24 protein-coding genes and 1 tRNA gene are annotated in these 24903 nt (G+C 60.7%); 11 read left to right on the top strand and 14 right to left on the bottom strand.

Translation table 11 applies throughout. The features are described 5' to 3' along the window. Positions 1-379: 379 nt before the first annotated feature. Together ACO6VD_RS25945 and mdtI are read left to right on the top strand one after the other, a co-directional pair. Positions 380-739, top strand: a complete 360-nt coding sequence (locus tag ACO6VD_RS25945; RefSeq protein WP_400173331.1) for an SMR family transporter — start codon at positions 380-382, stop codon at positions 737-739. Continuing rightward, positions 733-1062, top strand: a complete 330-nt coding sequence (gene mdtI, locus ACO6VD_RS25940) for a multidrug/spermidine efflux SMR transporter subunit MdtI (RefSeq protein WP_157190839.1) — start codon at positions 733-735, stop codon at positions 1060-1062. The genes ACO6VD_RS25945 and mdtI overlap by 7 nt, the downstream gene beginning before the upstream one ends. Positions 1063-1300: 238 nt before the next feature. On the opposite strand, the gene ACO6VD_RS25935 is transcribed toward mdtI, so the two are convergent. Genes ACO6VD_RS25935 through ACO6VD_RS25915 form a run of 5 tightly spaced genes read right to left on the bottom strand, consistent with a single transcriptional unit; the run spans position 1301 to position 5554 of the window. Continuing rightward, on the bottom strand, positions 1301-2521 hold the full coding sequence (locus ACO6VD_RS25935; protein ID WP_422422732.1) for a methyltransferase: 1221 nt from the start codon (positions 2519-2521) through the stop codon (positions 1301-1303). A 45-nt stretch (positions 2522-2566) separates the two neighbouring features. Then, the gene (locus ACO6VD_RS25930; RefSeq protein ID WP_400173334.1) at positions 2567-3256 is read right to left on the bottom strand and encodes an ABC transporter permease; all 690 of its coding nucleotides are present in this window, start codon (positions 3254-3256) and stop codon (positions 2567-2569) included. Continuing rightward, the gene (locus ACO6VD_RS25925) at positions 3253-3948 is read right to left on the bottom strand and encodes an ABC transporter permease (RefSeq protein WP_422422731.1); all 696 of its coding nucleotides are present in this window, start codon (positions 3946-3948) and stop codon (positions 3253-3255) included. The genes ACO6VD_RS25930 and ACO6VD_RS25925 overlap by 4 nt, the downstream gene beginning before the upstream one ends. Before the next feature lie 57 nt (positions 3949-4005). Then, positions 4006-4767: an ABC transporter substrate-binding protein gene (locus ACO6VD_RS25920; RefSeq protein WP_422422730.1), complete on the bottom strand. Its 762-nt coding sequence runs from the start codon at positions 4765-4767 to the stop codon at positions 4006-4008. 13 nt (positions 4768-4780) lie between these two features. Then, the gene (locus ACO6VD_RS25915) at positions 4781-5554 is read right to left on the bottom strand and encodes an ABC transporter ATP-binding protein (protein ID WP_400173337.1); all 774 of its coding nucleotides are present in this window, start codon (positions 5552-5554) and stop codon (positions 4781-4783) included. A gap of 611 nt (positions 5555-6165) precedes the next feature. Between ACO6VD_RS25915 and gabP the strand changes: the two genes are divergently transcribed. Then, positions 6166-7560, top strand: a complete 1395-nt coding sequence (gene gabP / locus ACO6VD_RS25910; RefSeq protein WP_038605747.1) for a GABA permease — start codon at positions 6166-6168, stop codon at positions 7558-7560. A gap of 144 nt (positions 7561-7704) precedes the next feature. On the opposite strand, the gene ACO6VD_RS25905 is transcribed toward gabP, so the two are convergent. The 6 genes from ACO6VD_RS25905 to ACO6VD_RS25880 form a co-directional block, all read right to left on the bottom strand. Further along, complete coding sequence (locus ACO6VD_RS25905) at positions 7705-8145, bottom strand: hypothetical protein (protein WP_422422729.1); 441 nt, start codon at positions 8143-8145, stop codon at positions 7705-7707. A 78-nt stretch (positions 8146-8223) separates the two neighbouring features. After that, on the bottom strand, positions 8224-9264 hold the full coding sequence (ppk2, locus tag ACO6VD_RS25900; protein WP_400173339.1) for a polyphosphate kinase 2: 1041 nt from the start codon (positions 9262-9264) through the stop codon (positions 8224-8226). 145 nt (positions 9265-9409) lie between these two features. Further along, positions 9410-9485, bottom strand: a tRNA-Phe gene (locus ACO6VD_RS25895). Positions 9486-9576: 91 nt separating this feature from the next. Continuing rightward, positions 9577-9849 carry an oxidative damage protection protein gene (locus ACO6VD_RS25890; protein ID WP_422422728.1) on the bottom strand — a complete coding sequence of 91 codons (273 nt, stop codon included), beginning with the start codon at positions 9847-9849 and terminating at the stop codon, positions 9577-9579. Next, entirely contained in the window at positions 9846-10913 is a 1068-nt protein-coding gene (gene mutY, locus ACO6VD_RS25885; protein WP_422422727.1) for an A/G-specific adenine glycosylase, read from the bottom strand. The genes ACO6VD_RS25890 and mutY overlap by 4 nt, the downstream gene beginning before the upstream one ends. Next, positions 10910-13162 (bottom strand): AsmA family protein, encoded by a 2253-nt coding sequence (locus ACO6VD_RS25880; protein WP_422422726.1) that lies wholly within the window; start codon positions 13160-13162, stop codon positions 10910-10912. The genes mutY and ACO6VD_RS25880 overlap by 4 nt, the downstream gene beginning before the upstream one ends. 363 nt (positions 13163-13525) lie before the next feature. On the opposite strand from ACO6VD_RS25880, the gene ACO6VD_RS25875 reads away from it, so the two are divergent. The 6 genes from ACO6VD_RS25875 to hisF all read left to right on the top strand — a co-directional run bounded on the left by ACO6VD_RS25875 (position 13526) and on the right by hisF (position 18379). Further along, positions 13526-15187 carry an OFA family MFS transporter gene (locus ACO6VD_RS25875; RefSeq protein WP_422422725.1) on the top strand — a complete coding sequence of 554 codons (1662 nt, stop codon included), beginning with the start codon at positions 13526-13528 and terminating at the stop codon, positions 15185-15187. Between the two features lie 139 nt (positions 15188-15326). Continuing rightward, on the top strand, positions 15327-15920 hold the full coding sequence (hisB, locus tag ACO6VD_RS25870; protein ID WP_028942262.1) for an imidazoleglycerol-phosphate dehydratase HisB: 594 nt from the start codon (positions 15327-15329) through the stop codon (positions 15918-15920). Beyond that, a complete protein-coding gene (gene hisH / locus ACO6VD_RS25865; RefSeq protein ID WP_422422724.1) occupies positions 15920-16558 on the top strand; it encodes an imidazole glycerol phosphate synthase subunit HisH in 639 nt (212 codons plus the stop codon). Before hisB ends, hisH begins: the two co-directional genes overlap by 1 nt. Beyond that, the gene (locus ACO6VD_RS25860) at positions 16558-16818 is read left to right on the top strand and encodes a DUF2164 domain-containing protein (RefSeq protein ID WP_422422723.1); all 261 of its coding nucleotides are present in this window, start codon (positions 16558-16560) and stop codon (positions 16816-16818) included. The genes hisH and ACO6VD_RS25860 overlap by 1 nt, the downstream gene beginning before the upstream one ends. A 42-nt stretch (positions 16819-16860) precedes the next feature. Beyond that, positions 16861-17598, top strand: a complete 738-nt coding sequence (gene hisA, locus ACO6VD_RS25855; protein WP_038605771.1) for a 1-(5-phosphoribosyl)-5-[(5-phosphoribosylamino)methylideneamino]imidazole-4-carboxamide isomerase — start codon at positions 16861-16863, stop codon at positions 17596-17598. A 10-nt stretch (positions 17599-17608) separates the two neighbouring features. Continuing rightward, on the top strand, positions 17609-18379 hold the full coding sequence (gene hisF / locus ACO6VD_RS25850; RefSeq protein ID WP_038605774.1) for an imidazole glycerol phosphate synthase subunit HisF: 771 nt from the start codon (positions 17609-17611) through the stop codon (positions 18377-18379). A gap of 81 nt (positions 18380-18460) precedes the next feature. Here the strand turns inward: hisF and choV are convergent, their stop codons facing one another. The 3 genes from choV to ACO6VD_RS25835 all read right to left on the bottom strand — a co-directional run bounded on the left by choV (position 18461) and on the right by ACO6VD_RS25835 (position 21498). Then, positions 18461-19639, bottom strand: coding sequence for a choline ABC transporter ATP-binding protein (gene choV / locus ACO6VD_RS25845; protein WP_422422722.1), 1179 nt, complete (start codon positions 19637-19639; stop codon positions 18461-18463). Continuing rightward, positions 19636-20484: a choline ABC transporter permease subunit gene (gene choW / locus ACO6VD_RS25840; protein WP_400173352.1), complete on the bottom strand. Its 849-nt coding sequence runs from the start codon at positions 20482-20484 to the stop codon at positions 19636-19638. The genes choV and choW overlap by 4 nt, the downstream gene beginning before the upstream one ends. A gap of 66 nt (positions 20485-20550) precedes the next feature. Continuing rightward, entirely contained in the window at positions 20551-21498 is a 948-nt protein-coding gene (locus tag ACO6VD_RS25835; RefSeq protein ID WP_422422721.1) for a choline ABC transporter substrate-binding protein, read from the bottom strand. Positions 21499-21948: 450 nt separating this feature from the next. Here ACO6VD_RS25835 and ACO6VD_RS25830 point away from each other — a divergent pair, with 450 nt between their 5' ends. Together ACO6VD_RS25830 and ACO6VD_RS25825 are read left to right on the top strand one after the other, a co-directional pair. Then, on the top strand, positions 21949-23325 hold the full coding sequence (locus tag ACO6VD_RS25830) for an L-serine ammonia-lyase (protein ID WP_422422720.1): 1377 nt from the start codon (positions 21949-21951) through the stop codon (positions 23323-23325). Positions 23326-23717: 392 nt separating this feature from the next. Continuing rightward, complete coding sequence (locus tag ACO6VD_RS25825; RefSeq protein WP_400173347.1) at positions 23718-24821, top strand: GlxA family transcriptional regulator; 1104 nt, start codon at positions 23718-23720, stop codon at positions 24819-24821. The last annotated feature ends 82 nt before the right edge of the window (positions 24822-24903 follow it).

The raw sequence follows: 24903 nt of genomic DNA, 5'->3' as shown, positions 1-24903 counted from the left end.
GCCAGGAGACAACACCCCCCCCCCCCCCATTCCCGGGGGGGGGCTTCTCTCCCCCCCCGCGATGCTTTTGAGACTGGAAAGTATAATTTACGAACCTTTCTGCAGCCTTTAAGGGCTTTCACCTGAATACGTGTTCAAAGACGCGAAATTTAATTAGTCATTTTCTATCGATTTGACTTTAACGATGCCTTCAGCTAATTTGTTGTTCATTATGTTGAACACTAAAGCGTTTCTGCTCCCCACCTCTCGTCTGGCTTCCCGTGAAAATCACTGGACCGGCGGTCTCTAGCGCCTCCCCCGACAAACAGCTTTTTCTCTCTTTTTGTCTGTAACCGTCGCCGTTTGTGCGCCGGGTTTGTGTCGCCCGTGGGAGGGCATCATGCGTTCCTGGATTTATCTGTTTATCGCCATCACCGCTGAGGTGATCGGTACTGCGTCGATGAAATTCGCCGCCACTGAACACCCGATTCTTGGCCATGGCCTGATGTACGCCATGATCGGTCTGTCGTATTTCTTCCTGGCGCTGGCCGTCAAACGTGTGCCGGTGGGCGTTGCCTACGCGCTGTGGGAAGGCATCGGCATCGTCTTCATTACCCTGATCAGCGTTACCTGGTTGGGTGAAAGCCTCGGTCTGCTCAAGGCTGCGGGCCTGGGTGTGATGATCGCCGGTATCCTGCTGATCAAGGCCGGTACCCGCCCGGCACCTGCCGAGCGCAACATGGAGGCCCTGCCATGCTAAGCATGAACTGGATTCCTTTTGCCTGGTTGGGCCTGGCCATCGTGCTGGAAGTTATCGCCAACCTGTTGCTCAAATACTCCGACGGCTTCCGCAAGCGTGGCCTGGGCGTCCTGTCGATTCTCTGTGTACTGGCGGCCTTTACCGCACTGGCCCAGGCTGTTCGCGATATTGAACTGTCGCTGGCTTATGCAATTTGGGGCGGCTTCGGCATCCTCGCCACGGTGGCGATGGGCTGGGCACTGTTTGGCCAGCGTCTGGCCGGACGGGGCTGGTTGGGCCTGGTGCTGTTGCTGGCGGGTATGAGCCTGCTGAAACTGGCCTGATTTGCCTGCTTAGAGCTAATCGCTAAAGCGCTTATGCACAACGCGCGTGCCAGCCAGCCCCTACGTGCGTCGGAGCGACGCAGGCCATTGGTCTTTGCGCAAATGGCTGTTTTTGCTGGCGATAAACCACTGGGCAAAAAACGATCAATCGCTGAAAGCGCTTGGATCCAAGGATTTTGAGGGTTTTTTCAAAAGGTTGCCCACAGACTTATCCACAGGCTGCGCACAGCTGTGGAGGTTACTGCTGCTCGGCCAGGAGCATGAGGTTGCGCGGTGTCAGCGGTTGCTCGCAGAACACCCCCAATTGCACTCGATAGCCTTGCTCCTGCAGGTACAAAGCACGGTCCAGGACCAACCACAGTTCCAGCGGGCGGCGAAACAGGTTGCGCAGCAGTTCCAGGTTGCGCACTTCGGCCAAGCGTTGCCAGCCTCTGGCCTGCAGGGCCTGCCAATCCGGGATGGCGCCGACGTGCAGGTTTTTCAGCAAGGCCAGTTCCTGGCAGTAGTCGGCAAAAGGCTTGTGCAACCAACTGACCGGTAATGACGGAGTCGGCAAGTATTCATCGACGCCGCGCCACTGACGTTGCTGCAGATCAAATCCCAGGCGCCTGGCCATCGACTCATCACGCTGACGACGCACCCGCGCCCCGGCGGTGACGGTTTCGCTCAAGGGCAGGCCCAGATCATCAATGGACAGCTGCAGGCCCGAAGCCATGGCCGCTGCGGACAGTGGCTGGTACTGCGTTGCCTGGATGCGGTTGTAGCAGCACGGCGCAATGGCCAGTTGGCGGCAGCCCTGGCGGCTGGCCAGTTGTATCAGGCGTACATGCAGGTCGCCGCAGGCATGCAGGGCCACCGCCGTGTGTTCGCTGCCCAGGTGACGGTAGGCATCTTCGGCCAGCACGTCCTGCAACAGGTGCTGGCTGGCCAGGCCATGATGCTGGCTGAGCTTCTGACCTGCCTCGACCAATGCCGGATCGTATTCCAGGCAGGTCAGGTGCTGGCTGTCGGCTTGCAGCAATCGGCGCCCAAGATGGCCTTTACCCGAACACCAGTCGAGCCAGTGTTGCGGTTCGCCAGTAAAGCCCAGGTGACGGGCGAACGCCTCGATCTGCTGCCACTTGCGCCCAGGCACATCGACATTCAGACGGTGGCCGGCAGCGGCCAGGGCGACTGTGGATAACTCACCCACTGCGGACAGCTGCGCGGCCTGGCGCGCCAGTTGTGGAAAAGGCGCGGGTGCCTGCAGTTGCTCGGGATGGTTATGTGCCGCTTCCGCCTCGCTCAACGAACGCTGCCGCAACCAGGCGGCCAGGGCCGGGTGCTCGGTCTCCCAGGGCAGGTGCAGCTGGGTGAACGGGCGCGGCCGCCACAGTTGCTGGTGCTCGCGCAGGAAGCCGTCCAGGGCATGGAAGCGGCTGAGCAACTGGTCATCTTCTAGCGCGCGGGAAGTGGTCATGGGCAGGTACGAAAACGGGGCTGTGATCAGCCCCGTTATACAGGTTCAGCGACCCTGGCAGGCGTCGACGCGCAGCCAGCGTTCGAGTTGCTTGAAACCCTGGACCAGAAGGAACGAGATCAGCAGATAGAACAGGCCGGCTGCGAAGAAGATTTCCACAGGCAGATAGGTGCGGGCGATGATCGTCCGCGCCATGCCAGTCAGTTCCAGCAGTGTCACGGTACTCGCCAGGGCGCTGGCCTTGAGCATCAGGATCACTTCGTTGCTGTAGGCCGGCAGGCCGATCCGCGCAGCGCGCGGCAGCATGATGTAGAACAGCGCTTTGGCCCTGGACATGCCCAGCGCCCGCGCCGCTTCGATCTCACCGCGGGGGATGGCCTGCAGCGCGCCACGCAGGATCTCGGCGATGTAGGCGGCGGTGTGCAGGGTCATGGTCAGCACGGTGCACCAGAACGGATCGCGCAAATAGGGCCACAAGACACTGTTGCGCACGGCGTCGAACTGAGCCAGGCCGTAATAGACCAGAAACAGCTGAACCAGCAATGGCGTGCCGCGGAAGAAGAAGATGTAGCCGAAGGGCAGGGCGCGCACGTACCAGTGCCGGGAGGAACGGGCGATTCCCAGCGGAATGGCCAGGATCAGGCCGGCAATCACGGCGATGGCTACCAGCTCCAGGGTCAGCGTGGCGCCTTGGGCCAGGCGTGGCAGCCACTTGATGATGACTTCCCAGTTCATTGGTTAGGCCTCGCGAAGCCGCGTGCGGCGCGTTTTTCCATGAAGTGCATGCCGGTCATGGCAAGGACGGTCAGGCCCAGGTAGATAACTGCGGCGACCATATAGAAGGTGAAAGGCTGCTTGCTCACCGTCACGGCGATCTGCGAGTGGCGCATGATCTCTTCCAGGCCGATCACCGAGACCAGTGCGGTATCTTTCATCAAGATCATGAACAGGTTGCCCAGGCCCGGCAGGGCGATGCGCCACATCTGCGGCAGGATCAGCTTGGAGAAGATCCGCCCTTTCGACAGGCCCAGGGCCAGGCCCGCTTCTCGGTGGCCCTTGGGGATGGCCAGGATCGCACCACGGAAGACTTCCGTGGCATAAGCGCCGAAGCACAGGCCCAGAGCGATCACGCCAGCGGCAAAGGCGTTGAGCTCCAGGCCGGGAATATTCAGGGCTTCGCCCAGCCGGTTCATCAGGCTGACGGTGCCAAAGTAAATCAGCAACACCCAGAGCAGTTCGGGCACGCCGCGAACCAGGGTGGAGTAGAAGCCACCCAGCCATTGCAGGGGTTTGTACGGCGAGGTCTTGGCCAGGGCGCCAAGCAGCCCCAGTACCAGGCCCAGGCATAGGGCCGACAACGCGAGTTGGACGGTCATCAGTGTCCCGGCCAACAAGGCCGGACCGAATCCGTAGAGATCAATATTCATGGGCAGGTTTGTTCAAGGGACCGGCATTGCCTCCAGGGCAATGCCGGTCGGGGCGAATCAATAGATGCTGAACGGGAAGTACTTGTTGTTGATCTTCTCGTAGGTGCCGTCGGCAACGATTTCCTTCAGAGCGGCGTTCAGCTTGTTGCGCAGTTCGTTGTCACCTTTGCGCACAGCAATACCGACCTTGTCGCTCTCGTTCACCGGCTCGCCTTTGAACTCGTAGTTTTTACCGGCGTCGGACTTGAGCCAATCGTAGTTGGCGTACTTGTCGGCCAGCAGGGCGTCGACGCGGCCGGAGGTCAGGTCCAGGTAGGCGTTTTCCTGGGTGTCGTAGAGGCTGACCTTGAACTTGCCGTCCATGCCGCCGTGATCGTCCAGCCAGACTGCGGCCTGGGTTGCACGCTGGGTGCCGAGGGTCTTGCCGGCCAGCGAAGCATCGTCAGTTTTGAAGTCGACGTTTTTCGGCGCGATGAACTGCTGCTTGTTCGAGTAGTACGGGTCGGTGAAGTCCACGGCCTGCTTGCGTTCGTCGGTGATCGACAGCGACGAGACGATGAAGTCGAACTTCTTGGCGTTCAGGGCCGGGATGATGCCGTCCCAGTCGGAGGTAACCACTTCGCACTCGACTTTCATCTTGGCGCACAGGGCGTCACCGATGTCTTTGTCGAAGCCGACGACCTGGCCACTGGCGTCCTTGTTGTTGAACGGCGGGTAAGCCGCCTCGATGCCCATCTTCAGTTTCTCGGCAGCCATTGCATTGGCCGAGAACACCAGCGTGGCGGCAGCGGCCAGGAGGAATTTCTTATAGGTCTGCATGCGTGTTGCTCCGTTAGCGGTTGCTGGACATGAATTGTTTACAACGCGCCGAGTTCGGGTTTTCAAAAACCTGCTGCGGCGTTCCCTGCTCTTCGACCAGCCCTTGGTGCAGGAAGACAACTTCGCTGGACACCTGGCGGGCGAAGCCCATTTCGTGCGTAACCAGTAGCATGGTACGGCCTTCTTCGGCCAGGGCGCGGATAACGTTAAGCACTTCCTGGACCATTTCCGGATCCAGGGCCGAGGTCGGCTCGTCGAACAGAATGACCTTGGGTTTCATTGCCAGGGTGCGGGCAATGGCAGCGCGCTGTTGCTGACCACCGGACAGTTCGGCCGGGTAGCTGTGGCGTTTGTTGTAGATCCCTACTTTGTTCAGCAGTGCCTCGGCATGCTCGATGGCTTCGGCCTTGCTCTGGCCAAGCACGCGGCGCGGCGCCTCGATGATGTTGTCGAGGATGCTCATGTGCGGCCAGAGGTTGAAGTTCTGGAACACGAAGCCGATCTCGCTGCGCAGGCGATTGATCTGCTTGTTGTCGGCGGCCACCAGGTCGCCGTTCTTCGCCGGCTTCAAGCGCAGCTCTTCACCAGCCACCAGGATCTGGCCCTGATGCGGGTTCTCCAACAGGTTGATGCAGCGCAGCAGAGTGGACTTGCCGGAGCCGGAGGATCCCAGGATCGAGATCACGTCGCCATCGCGAGCGGTCAGCGAGATGCCCTTGAGGATCTCCTGGTCGCCGTAGCGTTTGTGCAGGTTGCGGATTTCCAGCGCGGGCGTGGCCTCAGCCATGTGCGGTCCTCATGTGTTCTGGTGCGCTCCTGCTGTTGGCGGCCTTCGTGGCGAGCGCCAAGCTAGCATAGCGGCGGAATGACAGCCAACAAGGTCGGCAGGGGCAAGTGCTTGCCGGAAGGGTGAGTGTCGCATCGCTGCAGCGGACTGTCGCGCGGATGACCACTTACCCTTGTTTCCAGGGCCGGAGCCTTGATGAAAAAAGGCGCGATGGTGCCAGTTTTGGCCGGTGCTGGGAAGCCGTTTCTGACCTTGTGCCCAGCTTCGGCGCCTGAATGCGGCGATTGGTTGCGCCTGGCGGTTGCGCCTTTTTGCCCTGCGGTTGTGCATGAGGTGTTACCGCGAACGGGTTTTGGTGCACCCGGCTATTTGTAAGTGGGTATTTCAGTAATTGTCTATTTCCGACAGTATTTGATGGTCTTTCGGTCATCTACTGGCAGCAACGTCCTGAATGCCCTGTTCCACGGGGGCTGCCAATACTTCCGTACGAACGGTCGTGCTACTGGCGCGCTTATTGCCTTATCCCTGGCAACAGGATGTAGCACTCTTTTCAGAAGGGTGCGCCTGACGAAATCAGGATGTAGAAAGCCACTCCTTTCAAAGGTAGTTTTATGAGCGGTACGCACAATTCCAATGACCTCGCTCAGGGGCTCAAACAACGGCATGTCACCATGCTGTCTATTGCTGGTGTCATCGGCGCCGGCCTGTTCGTAGGTTCCGGCCACGCCATCGCTGCAGCCGGCCCTGCCGTGCTGCTGGCCTACGCCGCTGCCGGTACCCTGGTGGTGCTGGTAATGCGCATGCTCGGGGAGATGGCGGTCGCTTCGCCGGATACGGGCTCTTTCTCTACTTATGCCGACAAGGCCATCGGCCACTGGGCCGGTTTTACCATCGGCTGGCTGTACTGGTGGTTCTGGGTGCTGGTGATTCCGCTGGAGGCCAACGCCGCAGCAGCCATCCTGCATGCCTGGTTCCCTGATGTCGGCATCTGGGTCTTCAGCCTGGTTATTACCCTGTTGCTGACCGCAACCAACCTGTTCAGCGTGAAGAACTACGGCGAGTTCGAGTTCTGGTTTGCCCTGCTCAAGGTTATCGCCATCATCGGCTTCATCATTCTCGGCACGGCGGCGGTGTTTGGTTTCCTGCCTAACAGCCAGGTCAGCGGTGTCAGTCACCTGTTCGACACCCAGGGCTTCATGCCTAACGGCCTGGGCGCGGTGCTGGCAGCAATGTTGACCACCATGTTCTCGTTCATGGGTACCGAGATCGTCACTATTGCCGCAGCCGAATCCAAGGATCCGGGCAAGCAGATCTCCAAGGCCACCAACTCGGTGATCTGGCGGATCTTCCTGTTCTACCTCGTGTCGATCTTCCTGGTTGTGGCACTGGTACCGTGGAACAGCAGTGAGCTGGCAGAAGTCGGTTCGTACCAGACCGTGCTGAACCTGATGGGCATTCCCAATGCCAAGCTGATCGTCGACATCGTGGTGCTGATCGCGGTAACCAGCTGCCTGAACTCGGCGCTGTACACCTCCTCGCGCATGCTCTTCTCCCTGAGCAAGCGTGGTGATGCACCGGCAGTGGCCCAGCGCACCACCTCCAGCGGTACCCCGTATGTTGCCGTGGTGCTGTCGACGGCGGCGGCGTTCCTTACGGTGGCTGCCAACTACGTGGCTCCTGCCGCAGTGTTCGAGTTCCTGCTGGCAAGCTCCGGCGCCATCGCCTTGCTGGTGTACCTGGTGATTGCCATCTCGCAGCTGCGCATGCGCCGCCAGCGCATGGCCCGTGGCGAGAAGATCGCCTTCAAGATGTGGCTGTTCCCGGGCCTGACCTGGGCAACCATCTTCTTCATCGTCGCCATTCTCACGGTGATGCTGATCCGTCCGGATCACCGTATCGAAATCATCGCGACCGGCTTGCTGTCGATCGCTGTGGTAGCGGCGGGCCTGCTGGTAGCGCGCAAGCGCAAGGCCGAGGCGGCTGGGCGTGCGGTGCTGAACAACTGATTCAGTGGCGTTGAAATGAAAAGGCCGCGTCCTGTGAGGATCGCGGCCTTTTTGTTAAGCGAAGCATCGCGGGGCAAGCCCGCTCCCACCGGGATTTAGGTTGTCTCTGTGGGAGCGGGCTTGCCCCGCGATGAGGCCTCGAAATCAGCCAAACATCTTCTGTTGCTGCTTGGCCACTGCTTCCGAGGCCGAGATGTAGGCTTCCTGGAACTCGTCGCTCTCCAGCCAGGCCATGGTGGTGGTCTCGTCGGCGCCATCCAGCCATTGGCGGTAGGCGCTGAAGACCATGACGATGTAGTCGGTGGCGTGCTCTTCCTTGTGACCTTTGAGTACCAGAGCCAGCAGCGGGTCGACCAGGAACACCGAAATCAGTGCCACCAGGCCGCCTTCCTGGGCTTGTTTCATCTTGTCGAACAGGGCGGTGTAGCTGCCCGAGTTCATGGCCTTGTTGAAGACCTGCTCGACGCTGGCGCTGGAACTCTCGCCGGAGCCCTTGACCGCCTGGCCGCTACGCACCATGCGGTTCTCGCGAGCCTTGTTGGCGGCGCGCTTGGCGCGTTTCTGTTGTTTGCTGTTGGAGGCCATCGGTGAATCCTGAGTCGAAAAATTTTGCGTATTGAAGCCTAGTTGGCAAAGAAACCCAAGTGTATCCGACGGCCTCGCTCAGGCGGGCTGTGCCAGCTCGCCACGGTCTTCCTCGACAAGTACCCGGGCCGCACGCTCAACCAGCAGCGGATCGGGCTGGTAGGCGACGCTGAGGTCCTTGCCGGGATAATCCAGTGAATGCAGGAAGTGGCGGATGCAATTGATCCGTGCGCGCTTCTTGTCGTCGGACTTGATCACCGTCCAGGGTGCATCAGCGGTGTCGGTATGGAAGAACATCGCCTCTTTGGCGGCGGTGTATTCGTCCCACTTGTCCAGCGACTTGATGTCGATGGGCGACAGCTTCCAGTGCTTGAGTGGGTCGTCGCGGCGCGAGATGAAGCGGCGCAGCTGCTCTTCGCGGTTGACCGAGAACCAGTATTTGAACAGAAGGATGCCGCTGTTGCAGAGCATGCGCTCAAGGTCGGGTGCCTGGCGCATGAACTCCAGGTATTGCAGGGGCGAGCAGAAGTCCATGACCCGCTCGACCCCGGCGCGGTTGTACCAGGAGCGGTCGAAGAAGACCATTTCGCCGGCGGTGGGCAGGTGCTGGATGTAACGCTGGAAGTACCACTGGCCCTTTTCCTGTTCGGAAGGCTTCTCCAGGGCGACGATACGCGCGCCACGCGGATTCAGGTGCTCCATGAAGCGTTTGATGGTGCCGCCTTTACCGGCCGCATCACGGCCTTCGAAGAGCACGACGATGCGCTGGCCGGTGTCCTTGGCCCAGCTTTGCACCTTGAGCAGCTCGATCTGCAGCTGGTGCTTGGCTTTCTCGTACTCTGCGCGGCGCATGCGAGTCCGGTACGGATAGCTGGCAGGCAGTTTCGCTGCGGTGCTGTCTTCGTTCGAGCCGCGTGGAGCCGAGGCGACTTTCAGCGCAGCCGGTTCCTGGCTGATGGCGCTGATTTCGCCGTCTGCGGTAACCGTGGCTGGCTTGCGGGTGGTGCGTGGTCGCCGCGGGCGTGTGGCGGCGGGTTTGCGTGGCGGAGTCTGGCTGGTGCTGGCCGGTGTGTCCGAAGTCGGCGAGGGCAGGGGCAGGGCAGTGGATTCTTCGCTCATGTGGGGCCTGTAGGTTTTGTCGAATGTCCTTCAGGCAGCATACGGCGGTTTGTCGCAGAGGTACTGATGTTGGTCAACAGCCTCCGGTTTTTCCGGCACAAACAAAAAACCCCTGAATCTCGCGATTCAGGGGTTTCGGTATTAGTGGTGCCCAGAGACGGAATCGAACCGCCGACACGGGGATTTTCAATCCCCTGCTCTACCGACTGAGCTATCTGGGCAACGGGGCGCATTAAAAGGCTTTTTCGGATTTGCGTCAACGACTTTTTGAAAAATTTTTAAATTAATTCCGTCGCTTACGATTTTCCGGGGTTATTCGGCAGGTGGAACGTAGCCTTCGGCCTTTTCGTATTCCTGGCCGGAGAAGAACTTGTCCATCTCGCCCTGGAGGAATTTGCGGTCCTCGGCGTTCATCATGTTCAAACGCTTCTCGTTGATCAGCATGGTCTGTTCTTTCTGCCAGTCGGCCCAGGCCTTCTGCGAGATGTTCTCGTAGATGTCCTGGCCTTTGGCGCCCGGGTACGGTGGACGCTCCAGGCCTGGCAGTTGTTCGTTGTACTTGCGGCACATTACGGTGCGGGTCATCGCGACTCTCCTGCAATCAAAACGTCGGCCGCGCGTTTCAGCAGTTTTTTCACCGGGGCGGCAAGGCCCAGGCGCGGCGGGGTGGCGAGGTTATACCAGAGCCAGTCGGGCTCGGCCACGTGGGCCCGAGTGTCATCGACCCGGACCAGCCATGGTTCGATGGCCAGCTGGAAATGGCTGAAGGTGTGCGTCAGGCCGTCCAGCGCCTGGCTGGTGGTAAGGCTCAGGCCGTGCTGGTCGATCAGGTCGTCGAGCTGTTCCAGGTTGTCCAGCTCCGGCAGGCTCCACAAGCCGCCCCAGAGCCCCGTGGACGGGCGCCGGTAGAGCAGAATGGCGCCTTCGCGGTTGGCCAGCAGCGGCATCAGTGTGCGCCGCTGAGGCAGCTCCTTGCGCGGCTTGGGCAGCGGGTAGCGGATTTCCTGGCCGAGCATGTGCGCTTCGCAGCCGACCTGCAGCGGACACAGCAGGCAACTGGGCTTGCTGCGGGTGCACAGGGTCGCGCCGAGGTCCATCATCGCCTGGGTGTAATTATTGACCCGGGTGTGAGGGGTATAGCGTTCGGCATTGGCCCACAGCGCCTTGGCCACCTTCGGCTCACCCGGATAGCCTTCCTGGGCGGTGTAGCGGGCCAGCACGCGCTTGACGTTGCCGTCGAGGATCGGCGCGCGCAGGCCCATGCTGATACTGGCGATGGCGCCAGCAGTGGACAGGCCGATGCCGGGCAGCTCGGTAAGCTTCTCGACATCCCGCGGGAATTCGCCAGCGTACTGCTCGACGACGATCTTCGCGGTTTTTTGCAGGTTGCGCGCGCGAGTGTAGTAACCCAGGCCGGTCCACAGGTGCAGCACCTCGTCTTCAGGGGCTGCAGCCAGCGCCTCTACTGTCGGCAGGGCTTCCATGAAGCGGCCGAAGTAGTTGAGCACGGTGCTGACCTGGGTCTGCTGCAACATGATTTCCGATACCCACACCCGGTACGGCGTGATGCCCTGTTGCCAGGGCAGGTCATGCCGGCCGTTACGGTCGTACCATTCCAGCACTGCGCTGGAAAACTGCTCGGGGCTCATCGCTTGAACAACCCCTTGAGTGCATCCTTGAGTTCCGGGCTGACCTTGTCACCGAGCTTCTCATCGATCTTGTCGCTGAGTTTCTCGCTGACTTTATCGCCGGCCAGCTTGGCGGCGACTTTACCCAGGCCGTCCTTGTCCAGGCGGCAGGCTTTGGCGCCCAGCTCAAGCGGGCCGCGGCAGCGCAGTGGCAGTTCGAGGCCGACATACCGTTCGCCGACCTGGCAGGCCGGATCTGGCATGTCGCGCTTGTCGCCTTCGACAATCACGCCGACGCGGTAGTCCATACCCAATACACGCAAGTCGAGATCGCCATGACCGTTGACGCTCAGGCCGGGAATGCGGGCCTTGAGGTCAGGGTTGCTGGCTACGCCATTACGCAACACCAGGCTGCCTTTGAGCTCCTGGAACGGGGTGTCCTTGCCGCGGGGTTCGCCGCTCAGGTCCTTGCGGTTGAGGGTGGCGATGGCCTGGCAGAGCTGCTGCTCAAGGTTGGCGTTGACCAGGATGCCGTCGTTGATGATAAAGCTGGCATTGCCGTTGAGGGTATCGACCAGGGCCTTCTGGCTGTTGCCGGTGGCGGTGAGGTCGCTGCTCAGGGTCAACAGGCCTTTGACTGGCGGGGTTTCGGTCTGACTCTTGAGGAAGTGCTCGACCGGTACCCGGTTGACCTTGGTGGTGAGGCCGATCTGCGGCACTGCCGGGCGAACATCCAGGGTGCCCTTGGTTTCGAAGTCGCCGTTGTAGAGACCGCCGCGCAGGGCTTCCAGGGTAATCAGGCCACCCTGGCCCTGAGTCTTGAGGTGGGCATTGTCGATAGGCAGCTTCTCCAGCGTCAGCAGACCGAAGCTCAGGTCAGCCTGGAGGTCGAGCTGGCGCAGGCGATCGACCGGCAACAGTTTGTCGTTGCTCCAGGCCACCTGGGTCGGGGCATCGGGCAGCGGTGTGTTGCCGGCACTGGCCAGGGCGCTTTGTTCCTTGCTCTTGACTTCGGCCTGGCGCGCAGCAGTGGCGCTGGCAGCGGCTTCGCTCTTGGCCGGCATATAGCGGTCGGCGTCGAACTTGTCAGCCTTGAGCTGAATGCGCAGGGACTGCTTGGCGAAGTCTTCGACGGCCAGGCGACCACTGAAGGTGCTGTCGTCCAGTTTTACCGCCAGGTCTTCCAGCGCCAGGCTGTTGGGACTGCCTTGCAGGCGGCTGACCATCTCGAACTTGCTCAGCGCGGTGGCATCGGCAGTAGCCGGAAGCGGGTGGCCGATGCTGTCGAGGAAGGTGCGCAGGTCAATCTGGGCGATGGACAGGCCACCGGTCAGTTGCGGGGTTTTGTCCAGCTCGCGCAGGTTCAGCTCACCCAGGGCGCGCAGTTGGTTGGCCGAAAGTTTCAGGCCGTTCCATTCGGCGACATTGGCGGCCAGGTCGACCAGCAGCTGGCCCTGGGCGGCGAAGGTCAGGGTCTTGCCCTGCAGCGGCTCGCCTGAGGCTTCGCCACTGAGCTTCATGTCTTCGAACTGGTAGCGTTTCAGGCGACGGTCGAAGCGCAGCTCGCCGTTGAGTTCGGTGCGCGCCTTGAGTACCGGTTGCCCGGCGCTGACGAAGGCGGTCATTTTCAGCGGGATGTTCACCCCTTCGTGGACAGCACCGGTGCTCAGCTGGATGCTTTCGGCGGCAAAGGTCTGGCCGCTGCGCGCATCACTGTATTGAACCCGGGCGTTATTCACGGTCAGGCTGTCGATATCGAGCTTGACCGGACGCTCGTTGGCGTCGCTCTTGCTGTCGGCCTTGGCCGTGGTTTCGCCAGCAGGTGCGGGCGTTGCACCTTCAGTTGGAGCCGCAGCGGCAGCGGGCAACGGTTTGCCAATGTCTTCCCAGTTGCCGTGGCCGTTCTCGTCGCGGCTCAGAATCAGGTTCAGACCTTCGACGCGCACGTCGCTCATCTGCACTTCACGGCGCAGCAGCGGCAGCACGCGCACTGACAGACCGAGCATCTGCAGGTCGGCAAAGGCTACTTTCGGGTTGTTCAGGGTAGCAATGCTGGCTTCATGCAGCTCCAACCCCAGCCAGGGAAACAGGCTCCAGCCAATGTCGCCATTGAGCGTTAGCTCAACGTGGGCTTTTTCGCGTGCCAGCTGGCGAATCTCGTCTTTGTAGTCGTTGGGATCGAAGAGGTGGGTCAGGGCAAAGCCTAGAGCCACAATGATCAGCAACAGCCCGAGAAGCACTAGCCCCAGGATTTTGCCGAACGCTTTCATGGGCGAGTCCTTGTAGTCCGATTCTAAAATTTAGCCGCAGAGTATAGCGCTGTGCTTGTAGTCGCTGGGGGTGGTCGAGGATTCACGTGGAATTCTCCTACATCACCATCAGATTCTTCAGGTAGAGCTGATTTAGGGGGGCAGGGTTTCGACCGCGGTGAGCTTCACAGTTCAGTTGGCGAACAAAAGACGGCATCAGTTTGCTTTCAAAGACGAAGGCTAATGCTACTCTTTCGCCGCTCACAGACCCTGCTGCGGCGAAATGTCGCGTTTTGCAGGGCATTTGTGCCAAAAAACGATCAGTTGCCGAGAGGCCAAGGTCGTGAGCCGTGAGCTGACCATCTCTACGAGGGGAACACGATAATGAACAGCAGTATCACGGCAGGCGCGCTGACCAGCAGCCCTGGTTTCCTGTCCAAAGAGCGGATCATCGCCACGCCCGGTTTCAACCGCTGGCTGGTGCCACCGGCAGCGCTGGCCATCCATCTGTGCATCGGCATGGCCTATGGTTTTTCGGTGTTCTGGTTGCCGCTGTCGCAGGCGATTGGCATTACCGCGTCGGTCGCCTGTGCGCCGGACATGAGCTTTTTCGCTCGCCTGTTCAGCGCTGAATGCGACTGGCAGATTTCGATGCTGAGCTGGATCTATACCCTGTTCTTTGTGTTCCTCGGTTGCTCCGCCGCTATCTGGGGCGGTTGGCTGGAGCACGCCGGGCCGCGCAAGGCCGGTGTGGTGTCGGCGCTGTGCTGGTGCGGTGGCTTGCTGATTTCGGCGTTCGGCATCTATACCCACCAGCTCTGGCTGATGTGGCTGGGCTCGGGTGTCATCGGTGGTATCGGCCTGGGCCTGGGCTACATCTCCCCGGTGTCGACCCTGATCAAGTGGTTCCCGGACAAGCGCGGAATGGCCACTGGCATGGCGATCATGGGCTTTGGCGGCGGCGCCATGGTCGGTGCGCCGCTGGCGGCAGCGCTGATGAATCACTTCGCCAGCCCTGAAGGCGTCGGTGTCTGGCAGAGCTTCGTAGTGATGGCGGTGATCTACTTCGTGTTCATGATCGGCGGGGCCCTGGCCTATCGAGTGCCGCCTACCGGCTGGAAGCCTGAAGGCTGGACCGCACCGTTGAAGAAAGCCAGCAATGCGATGATCACTCATCGCCATGTGCATGTCAGTGTTGCGTGGAAAACACCGCAGTTTGCACTGATCTGGCTGGTACTGTGCCTGAACGTATCGGCGGGTATCGGTATCCTGGGCATGGCCTCGCCGCTGCTGCAGGAAGTGTTCGCCGGTAAATTGCTCGGCAATGACCTGAGCTTCAGCGAGCTCAACACCGCGCAACTGGCGCAAATTGCCGCAATCGCCGCCGGGTTTACCGGGTTGTTGAGCCTGTTCAACATTGGCGGGCGGTTTTTCTGGGCCTCGTTCTCCGACTATATCGGGCGCAAGAACACCTATTTTGCCTTCTTCGCCCTCGGTGTCGCTCTGTATGCGCTGGTGCCGAACATGGGCCATCTGGGCAATATCGCCCTGTTCGTGGCGGCGTTCTGCATCATCTTGTCGATGTACGGTGGCGGTTTCGCTACCGTGCCGGCTTATCTGGCTGACCTGTTCGGCACGCAGATGGTCGGCGCCATTCACGGCCGTCTGCTGACCGCCTGGGCTGCGGCCGGCGTGCTGGGGCCGGTGCTGATTACCTACTTGCGTGAATACCAGCTGGCGCTGGGTGTGGAACGTGCGGCGGTGTACGACATCACCCTGTACATCCTTGCCGGCCTGCTGGTACTGGGGTTTGTCTGCAATGCATTGGTGCGCCCGGTGGCCGACAAGTACTTCATGACTGACGCGCAACTGGCAGCCGAGCAGGCGCTGGGCCATGACCAGAACAACGCCAATGCCCGGGTGCTGGAGTGGCACGCAGCACCTGGCAGCCTGCCGCTGGTGGTTGCCGCCTGGCTGGTGGTGGGGATTCCGCTGGCCTGGGGGATCTGGGTGACACTGCAGAAGACTGCGGTACTGTTCAACTGACCCCCCCGCTCCTACCGAGTTGCAGAAAATCGTCATGTGGCAGGTAAATCCCCTGCCACATGTCATCTTCGTTCCATGCCACGCGCTTCTAGGCCTATAATGACCGCCTTTTTCGCCCAATGATTTTGCGGAGCTGGTGATGGTCGAACGTAAGGCTTCCGTCGAGCGCAATACTCTGGAAACCCAGATCAAGGCCTCGATCAACCTGGATGGCAGCGGCAAGGCCCGATTTGATATCGGTGTGCCTTTCCTTGAACACATGCTCGACCAAATCGCCCGACATGGGCTGATTGATCTCGACATCGAGTGCAAGGGCGACCTGCATATCGACGATCACCATACCGTCGAAGACGTCGGTATCACCCTTGGCCAGGCGTTCAACCAGGCCATCGGCGACAAGAAGGGCATCCGCCGCTACGGCCATGCCTATGTGCCGCTCGACGAAGCCTTGTCGCGTGTGGTCATCGACTTCTCCGGCCGTCCAGGCCTGCAGATGCACGTGCCGTACACCCGCGCCTCGGTGGGCGGTTTCGATGTCGACCTGTTCCAGGAATTCTTCCAGGGCTTCGTCAACCACGCCAACGTCACCCTGCACATCGACAACCTGCGTGGGCACAACACCCACCACCAGATCGAGACGGTGTTCAAGGCTTTCGGCCGCGCGCTGCGCATGGCCATCGAGCTGGATGAGCGTATGGCCGGGCAAATGCCATCGACCAAGGGTTGCCTGTAATGCAGACAGTTGCCGTTATCGACTATGGCATGGGCAACCTGCACTCGGTGGCCAAGGCGCTGGAACACGTGGGTGCCGGCAAGGTACTGATCACCAGCGATGCTGCGGTCATCCGCGAGGCTGATCGCGTGGTGTTCCCGGGTGTCGGCGCGATTCGCGATTGCATGGCCGAAATTCGCCGCCTGGGCTTCGACAGCCTGGTGCGTGAAGTCAGCCAGGACCGTCCGTTCCTGGGCATATGCGTAGGTATGCAGGCGTTGCTCGATCACAGCGAAGAGAACGATGGTGTCGACTGCATCGGCCTGTTCCCCGGCCAGGTGAAGTTCTTCGGCAAAGACCTGCACGAAGACGGCGAGCACCTGAAGGTGCCGCACATGGGCTGGAACGAAGTCACCCAGGCCATCGACCATCCGCTGTGGCACAACATTCCTGACCTTGCACGTTTCTACTTCGTGCACAGCTACTACATCACTGCGGCCAAGGCCGTGCAGGTGGTGGGTCGCGGTCACTACGGTGTCGATTTCGCTGCCGCGCTGGCTGAAGGTTCGCGTTTTGCCGTGCAGTTCCACCCGGAGAAGAGCCATACCCATGGCCTGCAGCTGCTGCAGAACTTCGCGGCCTGGGACGGACGCTGGTAATGAGCAAATCCAGGACCAAGGCACCGATCCTCACCCTCGCGCCGGAACAGGAACGTGAGGCGCTGGACGTACTCAAGCGCTTCCTCGAAGACCGTTTCGAGCTGCAGCTGGGGTCGTTCGAGGTCGCCGAGGTACTGGAAGTGTTCACCAAAGAGATTGCCCCGCACTACTACAACAGGGCGATTTTCGATGTGCAGAACCACCTCAAAGAGCGGTTCGAAAGCATCGAAAGCGACCTGTGGGCGCTTGAGAAGAACTGACTTCTCGAGCATCACTGTTTACCGAATAGACAGGTTTTCCAGATGCTGATTATCCCCGCTATCGATCTCAAGGACGGTGCTTGCGTACGTCTGCGCCAAGGCCGCATGGAAGATTCCACCGTTTTCTCCGACGACCCGGTGAGCATGGCCGCCAAGTGGGTCGAAGGCGGCTGCCGTCGTCTGCATCTGGTTGACCTCAACGGCGCCTTCGAAGGCCAGCCGGTCAATGGCGAAGTGGTTACCGCCATCGCCAAGCGCTACCCGAACCTGCCGATCCAGATCGGTGGCGGCATCCGTTCGCTGGAAACCATCGAGCACTACGTCAAAGCCGGCGTCAGCTACGTGATCATCGGCACCAAAGCGGTGAAAGAGCCGGAGTTCGTTGCTGAAGCTTGCCGCGCGTTCCCGGGCAAGGTCATCGTCGGCCTGGACGCCAAAGACGGTTTCGTCGCTACCGACGGCTGGGCTGAAGTCAGCTCGGTGCAGGTCATCGACCTGGCCAAGCGTTTCGAAGCCGACGGCGTCTCGGCCATCGTCTACACCGACATCGCTAAAGACGGCATGATGCAAGGCTGCAACGTACCGTTCACTGCTGCCCTGGCTGCTGCCACCAAGATCCCGGTCATCGCCTCCGGCGGTATCCACAACCTCGGTGACATCAAGGCCCTGCTCGACGCCAAGGCGCCAGGCATCATCGGTGCGATCACCGGCCGCGCCATCTACGAAGGCACCCTGGATGTCGCCGAGGCACAAGCCTTCTGCGACAGCTATAAAGGCTGAGGACTCCGACATGGCACTGGCCAAGCGCATCATCCCTTGCCTGGACGTGGACAACGGCCGGGTGGTCAAGGGCGTCAAGTTCGAGAACATCCGCGATGCCGGTGACCCGGTGGAAATCGCCCGGCGCTACGATGAACAGGGCGCTGACGAAATCACCTTCCTCGACATTACCGCCAGCGTCGATGGTCGCGATACCACCCTGCATACCGTCGAGCGCATGGCCAGCCAGGTGTTCATTCCGCTGACCGTGGGCGGTGGCGTACGTACCGTGCAGGACATCCGCAACCTGCTCAATGCCGGTGCCGACAAGGTCTCGATCAACACCGCAGCGGTGTTCAATCCGGAGTTCGTTGGCGAGGCTGCCGCGCACTTTGGTTCGCAGTGCATCGTGGTTGCGATCGACGCCAAGAAAGTTTCCGGCCCGGGCGAAACCCCACGCTGGGAGATCTTCACCCACGGTGGTCGCAAGCCGACTGGCCTGGATGCGGTGGAGTGGGCGAAGAAGATGGAAGGCCTGGGTGCCGGTGAGATCCTGCTGACCAGCATGGATCAGGACGGCATGAAGAACGGCTTTGACCTGGGCGTGACCCGGGCCATCAGCGATGCCTTGGGTATTCCGGTGATTGCTTCAGGTGGTGTGGGTAATCTGCAGCATCTGGCTGACGGGATTCTTGAAGGTCATGCCAGTGCTGTGCTGGCGGCGAGCATCTTCCACTTTGGTGAGTACACGGTGCCGGAAGCCAAGGCCTTTATGGCCAAGCAGGGGATTGTCGTTCGCTGACGGTCCTCTATCGCGGGGCAAGCCCGCTCCCACCGGGATCTAGGTGATCCCGGTGGGAGCGGGCTTGCCCCGCGATAGCTTTCACCCCAGATTCTTGCCCAATAGCGCGTGATACAGCTCGCTGTCGCCGAGAATCCCCACCACCGTATTCCCCTCTTGCAGCACCAGCTTGTTACCGGTCTGGTAACGGATCTGCAGCGCCTCACGCATACCGATACTGGCACTGACCAACGTCGGCTTGCGGCCCAGTCCTTCCACCGCTTCACCCGGTGCCCAGTTCTGCAGGTCCATGCCTGTGGCGCCCTGGCGTGCACCCTTGATGGTGTTGCCTTCGGCCAGGTCCAGCCACGAGTCGCCACCCGGATCGATACACACCGAGCCATTGATGCGCTTGCACTTGTCCAGGGTGCGCATCAGGCTGCGGCCACACAGGACGTTGAGCGGGTTGGTGTGGGCGACGAAGGTCCGTACATATTCGTCGGCCGGGTTGAGAACGATCTCTTCGGGCTTGCTGTACTGGATGATCTTGCCGTCTTTCATGATGGCGATACGGCTGCCCAGCTTCAGTGCTTCGTCCAGGTCGTGGCTGACGAAGACTATGGTCTTGCTCAGCTTGCGTTGCAGCTCCAGCAGCTCGTCCTGCAGGCCCTGACGGATCAGCGGGTCGAGGGCGGAGAAGGGTTCGTCCATCAGCAGGATATCGGCGTCCATGGCCAGCGCGCGGGCCAGGCCCACACGTTGCTGCATGCCGCCTGAGAGTTCATCGGGTTTCTTGTTGCGCCATTGCGTCAGGCCGACCAGTTCGAGTTTTTCGTCGACCAGCTTGCGCCGTTCTTTTTCCGGACGGCCCTGCATTTCCAGGCCGAAGCTGATGTTCTCGCGCACGGTCAGCCAGGGCATCAGGGCGAACTTCTGGAACACCATGGCGATGCGCTTGGTGCGCATCATCTTCAGTTCTGCCGGGGTGCAATGGGCGATGTCGATATGCGAGCCTTCATGCTCGACGAACAACTTGCCGCGGCTGACAGTGTTAAGGCCGTTGATGCAGCGCAGCAAACTCGACTTGCCCGAACCGGACAGGCCCATCAGCACGCAGATCTCGCCTTTGTTGATATCCAGGTTGGCCTTTTCCACGCCGACTACCAACCCGGTTTTCTTCAGGATCTGCTCCCGCGAAAAGCCTTGGTCAAGCAGGCTGAGGGCCTCACGCGGTCGGCTGGAGAAGATAACGTCTACATCTTCGAAGCGAATAATGCTCATGCTTCACTCCTTACCGGTGCGTCGGGTTGTTTGCAGATGCGGTCGAGCATGATCGCCAGCAATACGATCGCAAGACCTGCTTCAAAGCCCAGGGCGATATCGGCAGTGTTCAGTGCGTTGACAACAGGTTTGCCCAGGCCATCAGCACCCACCAGGGCGGCAATCACCACCATCGACAGCGACAGCATGATGCATTGGGTTACGCCGGCAGCGATGCTCGGCATGGCGTGGGGCAGTTCGATGCGCGACAGCAATTGGCGGCGTGAGCAGCCGAACGCCTTGCCGGCGTCGAGCAGTTCCTGGGGCACATCACAGATACCCAGGTAGGTCAGGCGGATCGGCGCGGCGATGGCGAACACCACCGTCGAGATCAGTCCCGGGACAACGCCCAGGCCGAACAGGGTCAGGGTCGGGATCAGGTACACGAAGGTAGGTACCGTCTGCATCAGGTCGAGGACCGGGCGCATGGCGGTGTAGAACATCGGTTTATGTGCGGCAAGGATGCCCAGCGGCACGCCGATGGCCACGCAGACCAGGGTGGCGAACAACACCTGGGCCAGGGTCTCCATGGTCTCTTGCCAGTAGCCGAGGTTGAGGATCAGCAGGAATGACAGCACGCAGAAAACGGTCAGCGCCCATTTGCGCTGGATCAGGTGCGCGATCACTGCAATCAGGCCGATCAGGACGAAGGGATTGAACCAGGTCAGTGCCCCGGTTACACCGTGAATCATGTATTCCAGTGCCGCAGCGAAGGCATCGAAGTAGTTGGCGCCGTGTTGCGTCAACCATTCAACGAAGCCTGCGATGTACTGGCCCAGAGGGAGTTTTTCATCGATCAGCATGATAGCGAGCGTCCACCTGCAAAAAATTGAAGACAGCCTGCGGCGGGGCCAGCCCGCCGCAGGCAGTGCTTACTGCGTCAGTTTGGCCTTGGCCGCCTCCAGGCCTGGTTTGCCGTCAACGGTGGTAACCCCTGCCAGCCAGGTATCGAGTACCTGAGGGTTGTTTTTCAGCCAGGCTTTGGCTGCGGCGTCGGGTTTCATCTTGTCGTCCAGGACGTTGCCCATCAGGGTGCTTTCCATGTCCAGGGTGAAGGACAGGTTTTTCAGCAGCTGACCGACGTTGCTGCATTCCTGCGTATAGCCCTTGCGGGTGTTGGTGAGTACGGTGGCCTTGCCGTAGTCGGGGCCGAAGAAGTCATCGCCACCGTCGAGGTATTTCATTTTGAAGCGGGTGTTCATCGGGTGCGGTTCCCAGCCCAGGAACACCACCGCGGTATCGCGGCGCTGGGCGCGTTCTACCTGCGAGAGCATGCCCGCTTCGCTGGACTCGACCACCTTGAACCCGGCGTCCTTGAGGCCGAAGGCGTTCTTGTCGATCATGCTCTGGATGGTGCGGTTACCGTCGTTGCCGGGTTCGATGCCGTAGATCTTGCCGTCCAGTTCCTTCTTGAACTTGGCGATGTCGGCGAAGTTCTTCAGCCCCTTGTCATACAGGGCCTGGGGTACGGCGAGGGTGTACTTGGCGTTCTCGAGGTTGGCTCGCACGGTCTCTACCGTACCGGCATCGCGGTACTGCTTGATGTCGTTTTCCATGGTCGGCATCCAGTTGCCGAGGAACACGTCCATGTTCTTGCCGTCGGCCAGCGACTTGTAGGTCACCGGCACCGAAATCATCGTGGTCTTGGTCTTGTAGCCCAGCGACTGCAGGACAACGCTGGTAACCGCGGTAGTGACGGTGATATCGGTCCAGCCGACATCGGAGAAGTTGACGGTATGACACTGCTCAGGCTCTGCGGCCTGGGCCAGCAGCGGCACACTCAGTAGCGCGGCCAGCAATAGCGAGGGTGAACCTTTCATTCGATGGACTCCTGATGTTTTTCTCGGACGTCCCACGGGACCGCCGTGCTTTATGGTTTGCATTCGGTCGGACCTGACTATCGGGCGATAGCGGGACAGGTGCCGTGCAATCGAGTCGATACCGATCATCTAACAGCGAAAATCAAACGCCTACAGGGTGCGTCGTATCCAGTACAGACAGGGTCGCTTCCAGTGTCGATGAGGTCGTTTACAGATTTATCCCACCCCGTAAACGCAGTTTTGCTACCTCTGCACCGCAAAAAAACGGCGCAGAAGCGGTCGTGACAGCTGGCGGCGTTGCTGGGCAAGAACGCGTCGGTTGTAGACGTCAGAAGTCCGCTCAAAAGCCTGATGATGCGCGCATTCGGCGGATTGCCGCCCTTTCAGCGTAGCAGTTGCAACGCCCTTGGCCTGGCTGGGGGAGGGCTGCTCAATCAGGAGGTATGCGCCATGGCCATCAGTGTGTTCGACCTGTTCAAGATCGGCGTCGGTCCCTCCAGTTCCCATACCGTCGGGCCCATGCGTGCAGCGGCGCTGTTCGTTCAGGGACTGCGCGAGCGTGGTGAACTTGAGCAGGTGCAACGCGTCGAGGTGCGCCTGTATGGCTCGCTGTCGGCCACCGGAATCGGCCACGGTAGCGACAACGCGGTGATCATGGGCCTGATGGGCGAGTGGCCGGACGCAATCGATCCTTCACAGATTGGCCCGCGCATCGCTGCACTGCGCGAAACAGACACCTTGCTGCTTGATGGACGGTTGGAAGTCGGCTTTGTCTGGCGCCGTGACATGCTGCTGCTGGACGAGAACCTGCCCTACCATCCCAACGCCATGACCCTGATTGCTGAAGGGGGTGACGGCGAGCTGCATCGCGACACCTATTACTCGGTCGGCGGCGGCTTTGTCGTCGATGCGGCCCAGGCCGCAAGCGGAGTGCTGGACGCCGACAACACCGTACTCCCGTACGATTTCAACAGCGCTGTTGAACTGCTGGAGCTGTGCAAGAAAAACGACCTGCGCGTGTCGCAACTGATGCTGGAAAACGAGAAGGTCTGGCGCAGCGAAGCGGAGATTCGCGCCGGACTGTTGAAGCTCTGGCATGCCATGCAGGCGTGTGTCGAAAACGGCCTCAAGTATGAAGGCATCCTTCCTGGCGGGCTTAACGTCAAACGCCGTGCGGCCAAGCTGCATCGCAGTCTGCAGGAGCTGAACAAGCCCAATGTGATCGGCTCGACCTTGAGCGCCATGGAGTGGGTCAACCTCTATGCCCTGGCGGTCAACGAAGAAAACGCGGCCGGTGGGCGCATGGTCACGGCGCCGACCAATGGCGCGGCGGGGATCATTCCGGCGGTGCTGCATTACTACATGCGCTTCAGCGACGAGGTCAGTGAAGCCTGTGTGGTCGACTTCTTCCTGGGGGCGGCGGCAGTAGGCATCTTGTGCAAGAAAAACGCATCGATTTCCGGTGCCGAAGTCGGTTGTCAGGGCGAAGTCGGTTCGGCCTGTGCGATGGCGGCGGCGGGGCTTGCCGAAGTGCTCGGCGCGACCCCGGGACAACTGGAAAATGCCGCCGAGATCGGCCTTGAACATAACCTGGGGCTTACCTGCGACCCGGTTGGTGGGCTGGTCCAGGTGCCGTGCATCGAGCGCAATGCGATTGCTGCGGTGAAGGCCATCAACGCCGCTCAAATGGCACTGCGCGGCGACGGCGAGCACTTCATCTCGCTCGACCGGGTGATCCGCACCATGCGCGACACCGGCGCCGACATGCATGACAAATACAAGGAAACTTCACGTGGTGGCCTCGCGGTTAACGCCATCGAATGTTGATCTGGCCTGCGCCGTTTATGCCCATGCGTGCCACCTTTTAGCGCGCCGCTCGATACCCTCGCTTTAAACAGCTGTCACCCCAGCGATTGGCGCCTGGGGTGACACATCGTTGATGTCGTTTCTGGGCATCCTTCCCACAAGTGCTACCGAATTGCTCAGCTCGCCTTTGCAGCGGCGCTAGGACGCTTGTTTGCGTTTAATGCGCGGCTTGGCAACACAGGCCTTTTAGACGCTGCGCGACGTCGTTTTTGGGTTTTGTTGAATGCCCATTCAATTTCAGGCATGGCATTTGCGTTGTGATTGGCAAAGCCCCTGCATTCGAATCGGGGCCGTGACAAAAAAAGCCCGTGCCTGCCTGAGGCGCACCCTGCATTGTGTGAGGAGATACCGCGATGACGTCGTACAACTCCGGGACCCCAACCCAGAACCGCACACCACAATCCATCGGCTTCCTGCTGCTGGATAACTTCACGCTCATCTCTCTGGCGTCTGCGGTTGAACCGCTGCGCATGGCCAACCAGCTTTCCGGCCGCGAGCTGTATCGCTGGAGCACTCTGAGCGTGGACGGTGGCCAGGTCTGGGCCAGCGACGGCTTGCAGATCACCCCGGATGCGGCGATGCACAAGGCACCGCCGATGGACACCGTGATTGTCTGCGGCGGCATCGGCATTCAACGTACCGTCACCCGCGAGCACGTGACCTGGCTGCAGAGCCAGGCCCGTCAGTCGCGCCGTCTTGGCGCGGTATGCACGGGCAGCTGGGCCCTGGCGTGTGCCGGCCTGCTCGACGGCTTCGATTGCAGCGTGCATTGGGAATGCCTGGCGGCAATGCAGGAAGCCTTCCCACGGGTAAGCATGAGCACCCGCCTGTTCACCCTCGACCGCAACCGCTTTACCAGCTCCGGCGGTACCGCGCCGCTGGACATGATGCTGCACCTGATCAGCCGCGATCATGGCCGTGAACTGTCGGCGGCGATTTCCGAGATGTTTGTCTACGAACGCATTCGCAACGAGCAGGATCACCAGCGCGTGCCGCTCAAGCATATGCTCGGCACCAACCAGCCGAAGCTGCAGGAAATCGTCGCGCTGATGGAAGCCAACCTGGAAGAGCCGATCGACCTCGACGAACTGGCCGTGTATGTCGCGGTGTCGCGTCGCCAGCTTGAGCGCCTGTTCCAGAAATACCTGCACTGCTCGCCGTCGCGCTATTACCTGAAACTGCGCTTGATTCGTGCCCGGCAACTGCTCAAGCAGACACCGATGTCGATCATCGAAGTGGCGTCGGTGTGCGGCTTTGTTTCCACGCCGCACTTCTCCAAGTGCTATCGCGAATACTTCGGTATTCCGCCGCGTGACGAGCGCGTGGGCTCCAATACGGCGCAGCAGGTGGCAATGATGCCGATTCCGCAGGCACTGGTGCTGTCGCCACTGGCCGGGCCGATGTCGGCGTTGAGCCAGGCGCGCAATGAGTCGACGTTTGCCAGTGTAAGGCTCTAGGCGAGGCTTCGGTGGGGGGGGGGGGGGGGGGGGGGGGGGGGGGAGGGGGGGGGGAGGGGGGGGGGAGGGGGAAACAATACAA

Origin of the sequence: Pseudomonas sp. GZD-222, assembly GCF_049310525.1 — a bacterium.
Classification (GTDB): domain Bacteria; phylum Pseudomonadota; class Gammaproteobacteria; order Pseudomonadales; family Pseudomonadaceae; genus Aquipseudomonas.
Note: the sequence above shows the minus strand (reverse complement) of the source record. Positions and strands in the feature narration are given on the sequence as shown.

What these genes read in the sequence shown, in the direction of transcription:
- ACO6VD_RS25945 (WP_400173331.1), top strand. Translation starts at nt 380, where the DNA reads ATGCGTTCCTGGATTTATCTGTTTATCGCCATCACCGCTGAGGTGATC.
- mdtI (WP_157190839.1), top strand. Translation starts at nt 733, where the DNA reads ATGCTAAGCATGAACTGGATTCCTTTTGCCTGGTTGGGCCTGGCCATC.
- ACO6VD_RS25935 (WP_422422732.1), bottom strand. Translation starts at nt 2,521, where the DNA reads ATGACCACTTCCCGCGCGCTAGAAGATGACCAGTTGCTCAGCCGCTTC.
- ACO6VD_RS25930 (WP_400173334.1), bottom strand. Translation starts at nt 3,256, where the DNA reads ATGAACTGGGAAGTCATCATCAAGTGGCTGCCACGCCTGGCCCAAGGC.
- ACO6VD_RS25925 (WP_422422731.1), bottom strand. Translation starts at nt 3,948, where the DNA reads ATGAATATTGATCTCTACGGATTCGGTCCGGCCTTGTTGGCCGGGACA.
- ACO6VD_RS25920 (WP_422422730.1), bottom strand. Translation starts at nt 4,767, where the DNA reads ATGCAGACCTATAAGAAATTCCTCCTGGCCGCTGCCGCCACGCTGGTG.
- ACO6VD_RS25915 (WP_400173337.1), bottom strand. Translation starts at nt 5,554, where the DNA reads ATGGCTGAGGCCACGCCCGCGCTGGAAATCCGCAACCTGCACAAACGC.
- gabP (WP_038605747.1), top strand. Translation starts at nt 6,166, where the DNA reads ATGAGCGGTACGCACAATTCCAATGACCTCGCTCAGGGGCTCAAACAA.
- ACO6VD_RS25905 (WP_422422729.1), bottom strand. Translation starts at nt 8,145, where the DNA reads ATGGCCTCCAACAGCAAACAACAGAAACGCGCCAAGCGCGCCGCCAAC.
- ppk2 (WP_400173339.1), bottom strand. Translation starts at nt 9,264, where the DNA reads ATGAGCGAAGAATCCACTGCCCTGCCCCTGCCCTCGCCGACTTCGGAC.
- ACO6VD_RS25890 (WP_422422728.1), bottom strand. Translation starts at nt 9,849, where the DNA reads ATGACCCGCACCGTAATGTGCCGCAAGTACAACGAACAACTGCCAGGC.
- mutY (WP_422422727.1), bottom strand. Translation starts at nt 10,913, where the DNA reads ATGAGCCCCGAGCAGTTTTCCAGCGCAGTGCTGGAATGGTACGACCGT.
- ACO6VD_RS25880 (WP_422422726.1), bottom strand. Translation starts at nt 13,162, where the DNA reads ATGAAAGCGTTCGGCAAAATCCTGGGGCTAGTGCTTCTCGGGCTGTTG.
- ACO6VD_RS25875 (WP_422422725.1), top strand. Translation starts at nt 13,526, where the DNA reads ATGAACAGCAGTATCACGGCAGGCGCGCTGACCAGCAGCCCTGGTTTC.
- hisB (WP_028942262.1), top strand. Translation starts at nt 15,327, where the DNA reads ATGGTCGAACGTAAGGCTTCCGTCGAGCGCAATACTCTGGAAACCCAG.
- hisH (WP_422422724.1), top strand. Translation starts at nt 15,920, where the DNA reads ATGCAGACAGTTGCCGTTATCGACTATGGCATGGGCAACCTGCACTCG.
- ACO6VD_RS25860 (WP_422422723.1), top strand. Translation starts at nt 16,558, where the DNA reads ATGAGCAAATCCAGGACCAAGGCACCGATCCTCACCCTCGCGCCGGAA.
- hisA (WP_038605771.1), top strand. Translation starts at nt 16,861, where the DNA reads ATGCTGATTATCCCCGCTATCGATCTCAAGGACGGTGCTTGCGTACGT.
- hisF (WP_038605774.1), top strand. Translation starts at nt 17,609, where the DNA reads ATGGCACTGGCCAAGCGCATCATCCCTTGCCTGGACGTGGACAACGGC.
- choV (WP_422422722.1), bottom strand. Translation starts at nt 19,639, where the DNA reads ATGAGCATTATTCGCTTCGAAGATGTAGACGTTATCTTCTCCAGCCGA.
- ACO6VD_RS25835 (WP_422422721.1), bottom strand. Translation starts at nt 21,498, where the DNA reads ATGAAAGGTTCACCCTCGCTATTGCTGGCCGCGCTACTGAGTGTGCCG.
- ACO6VD_RS25830 (WP_422422720.1), top strand. Translation starts at nt 21,949, where the DNA reads ATGGCCATCAGTGTGTTCGACCTGTTCAAGATCGGCGTCGGTCCCTCC.
- ACO6VD_RS25825 (WP_400173347.1), top strand. Translation starts at nt 23,718, where the DNA reads ATGACGTCGTACAACTCCGGGACCCCAACCCAGAACCGCACACCACAA.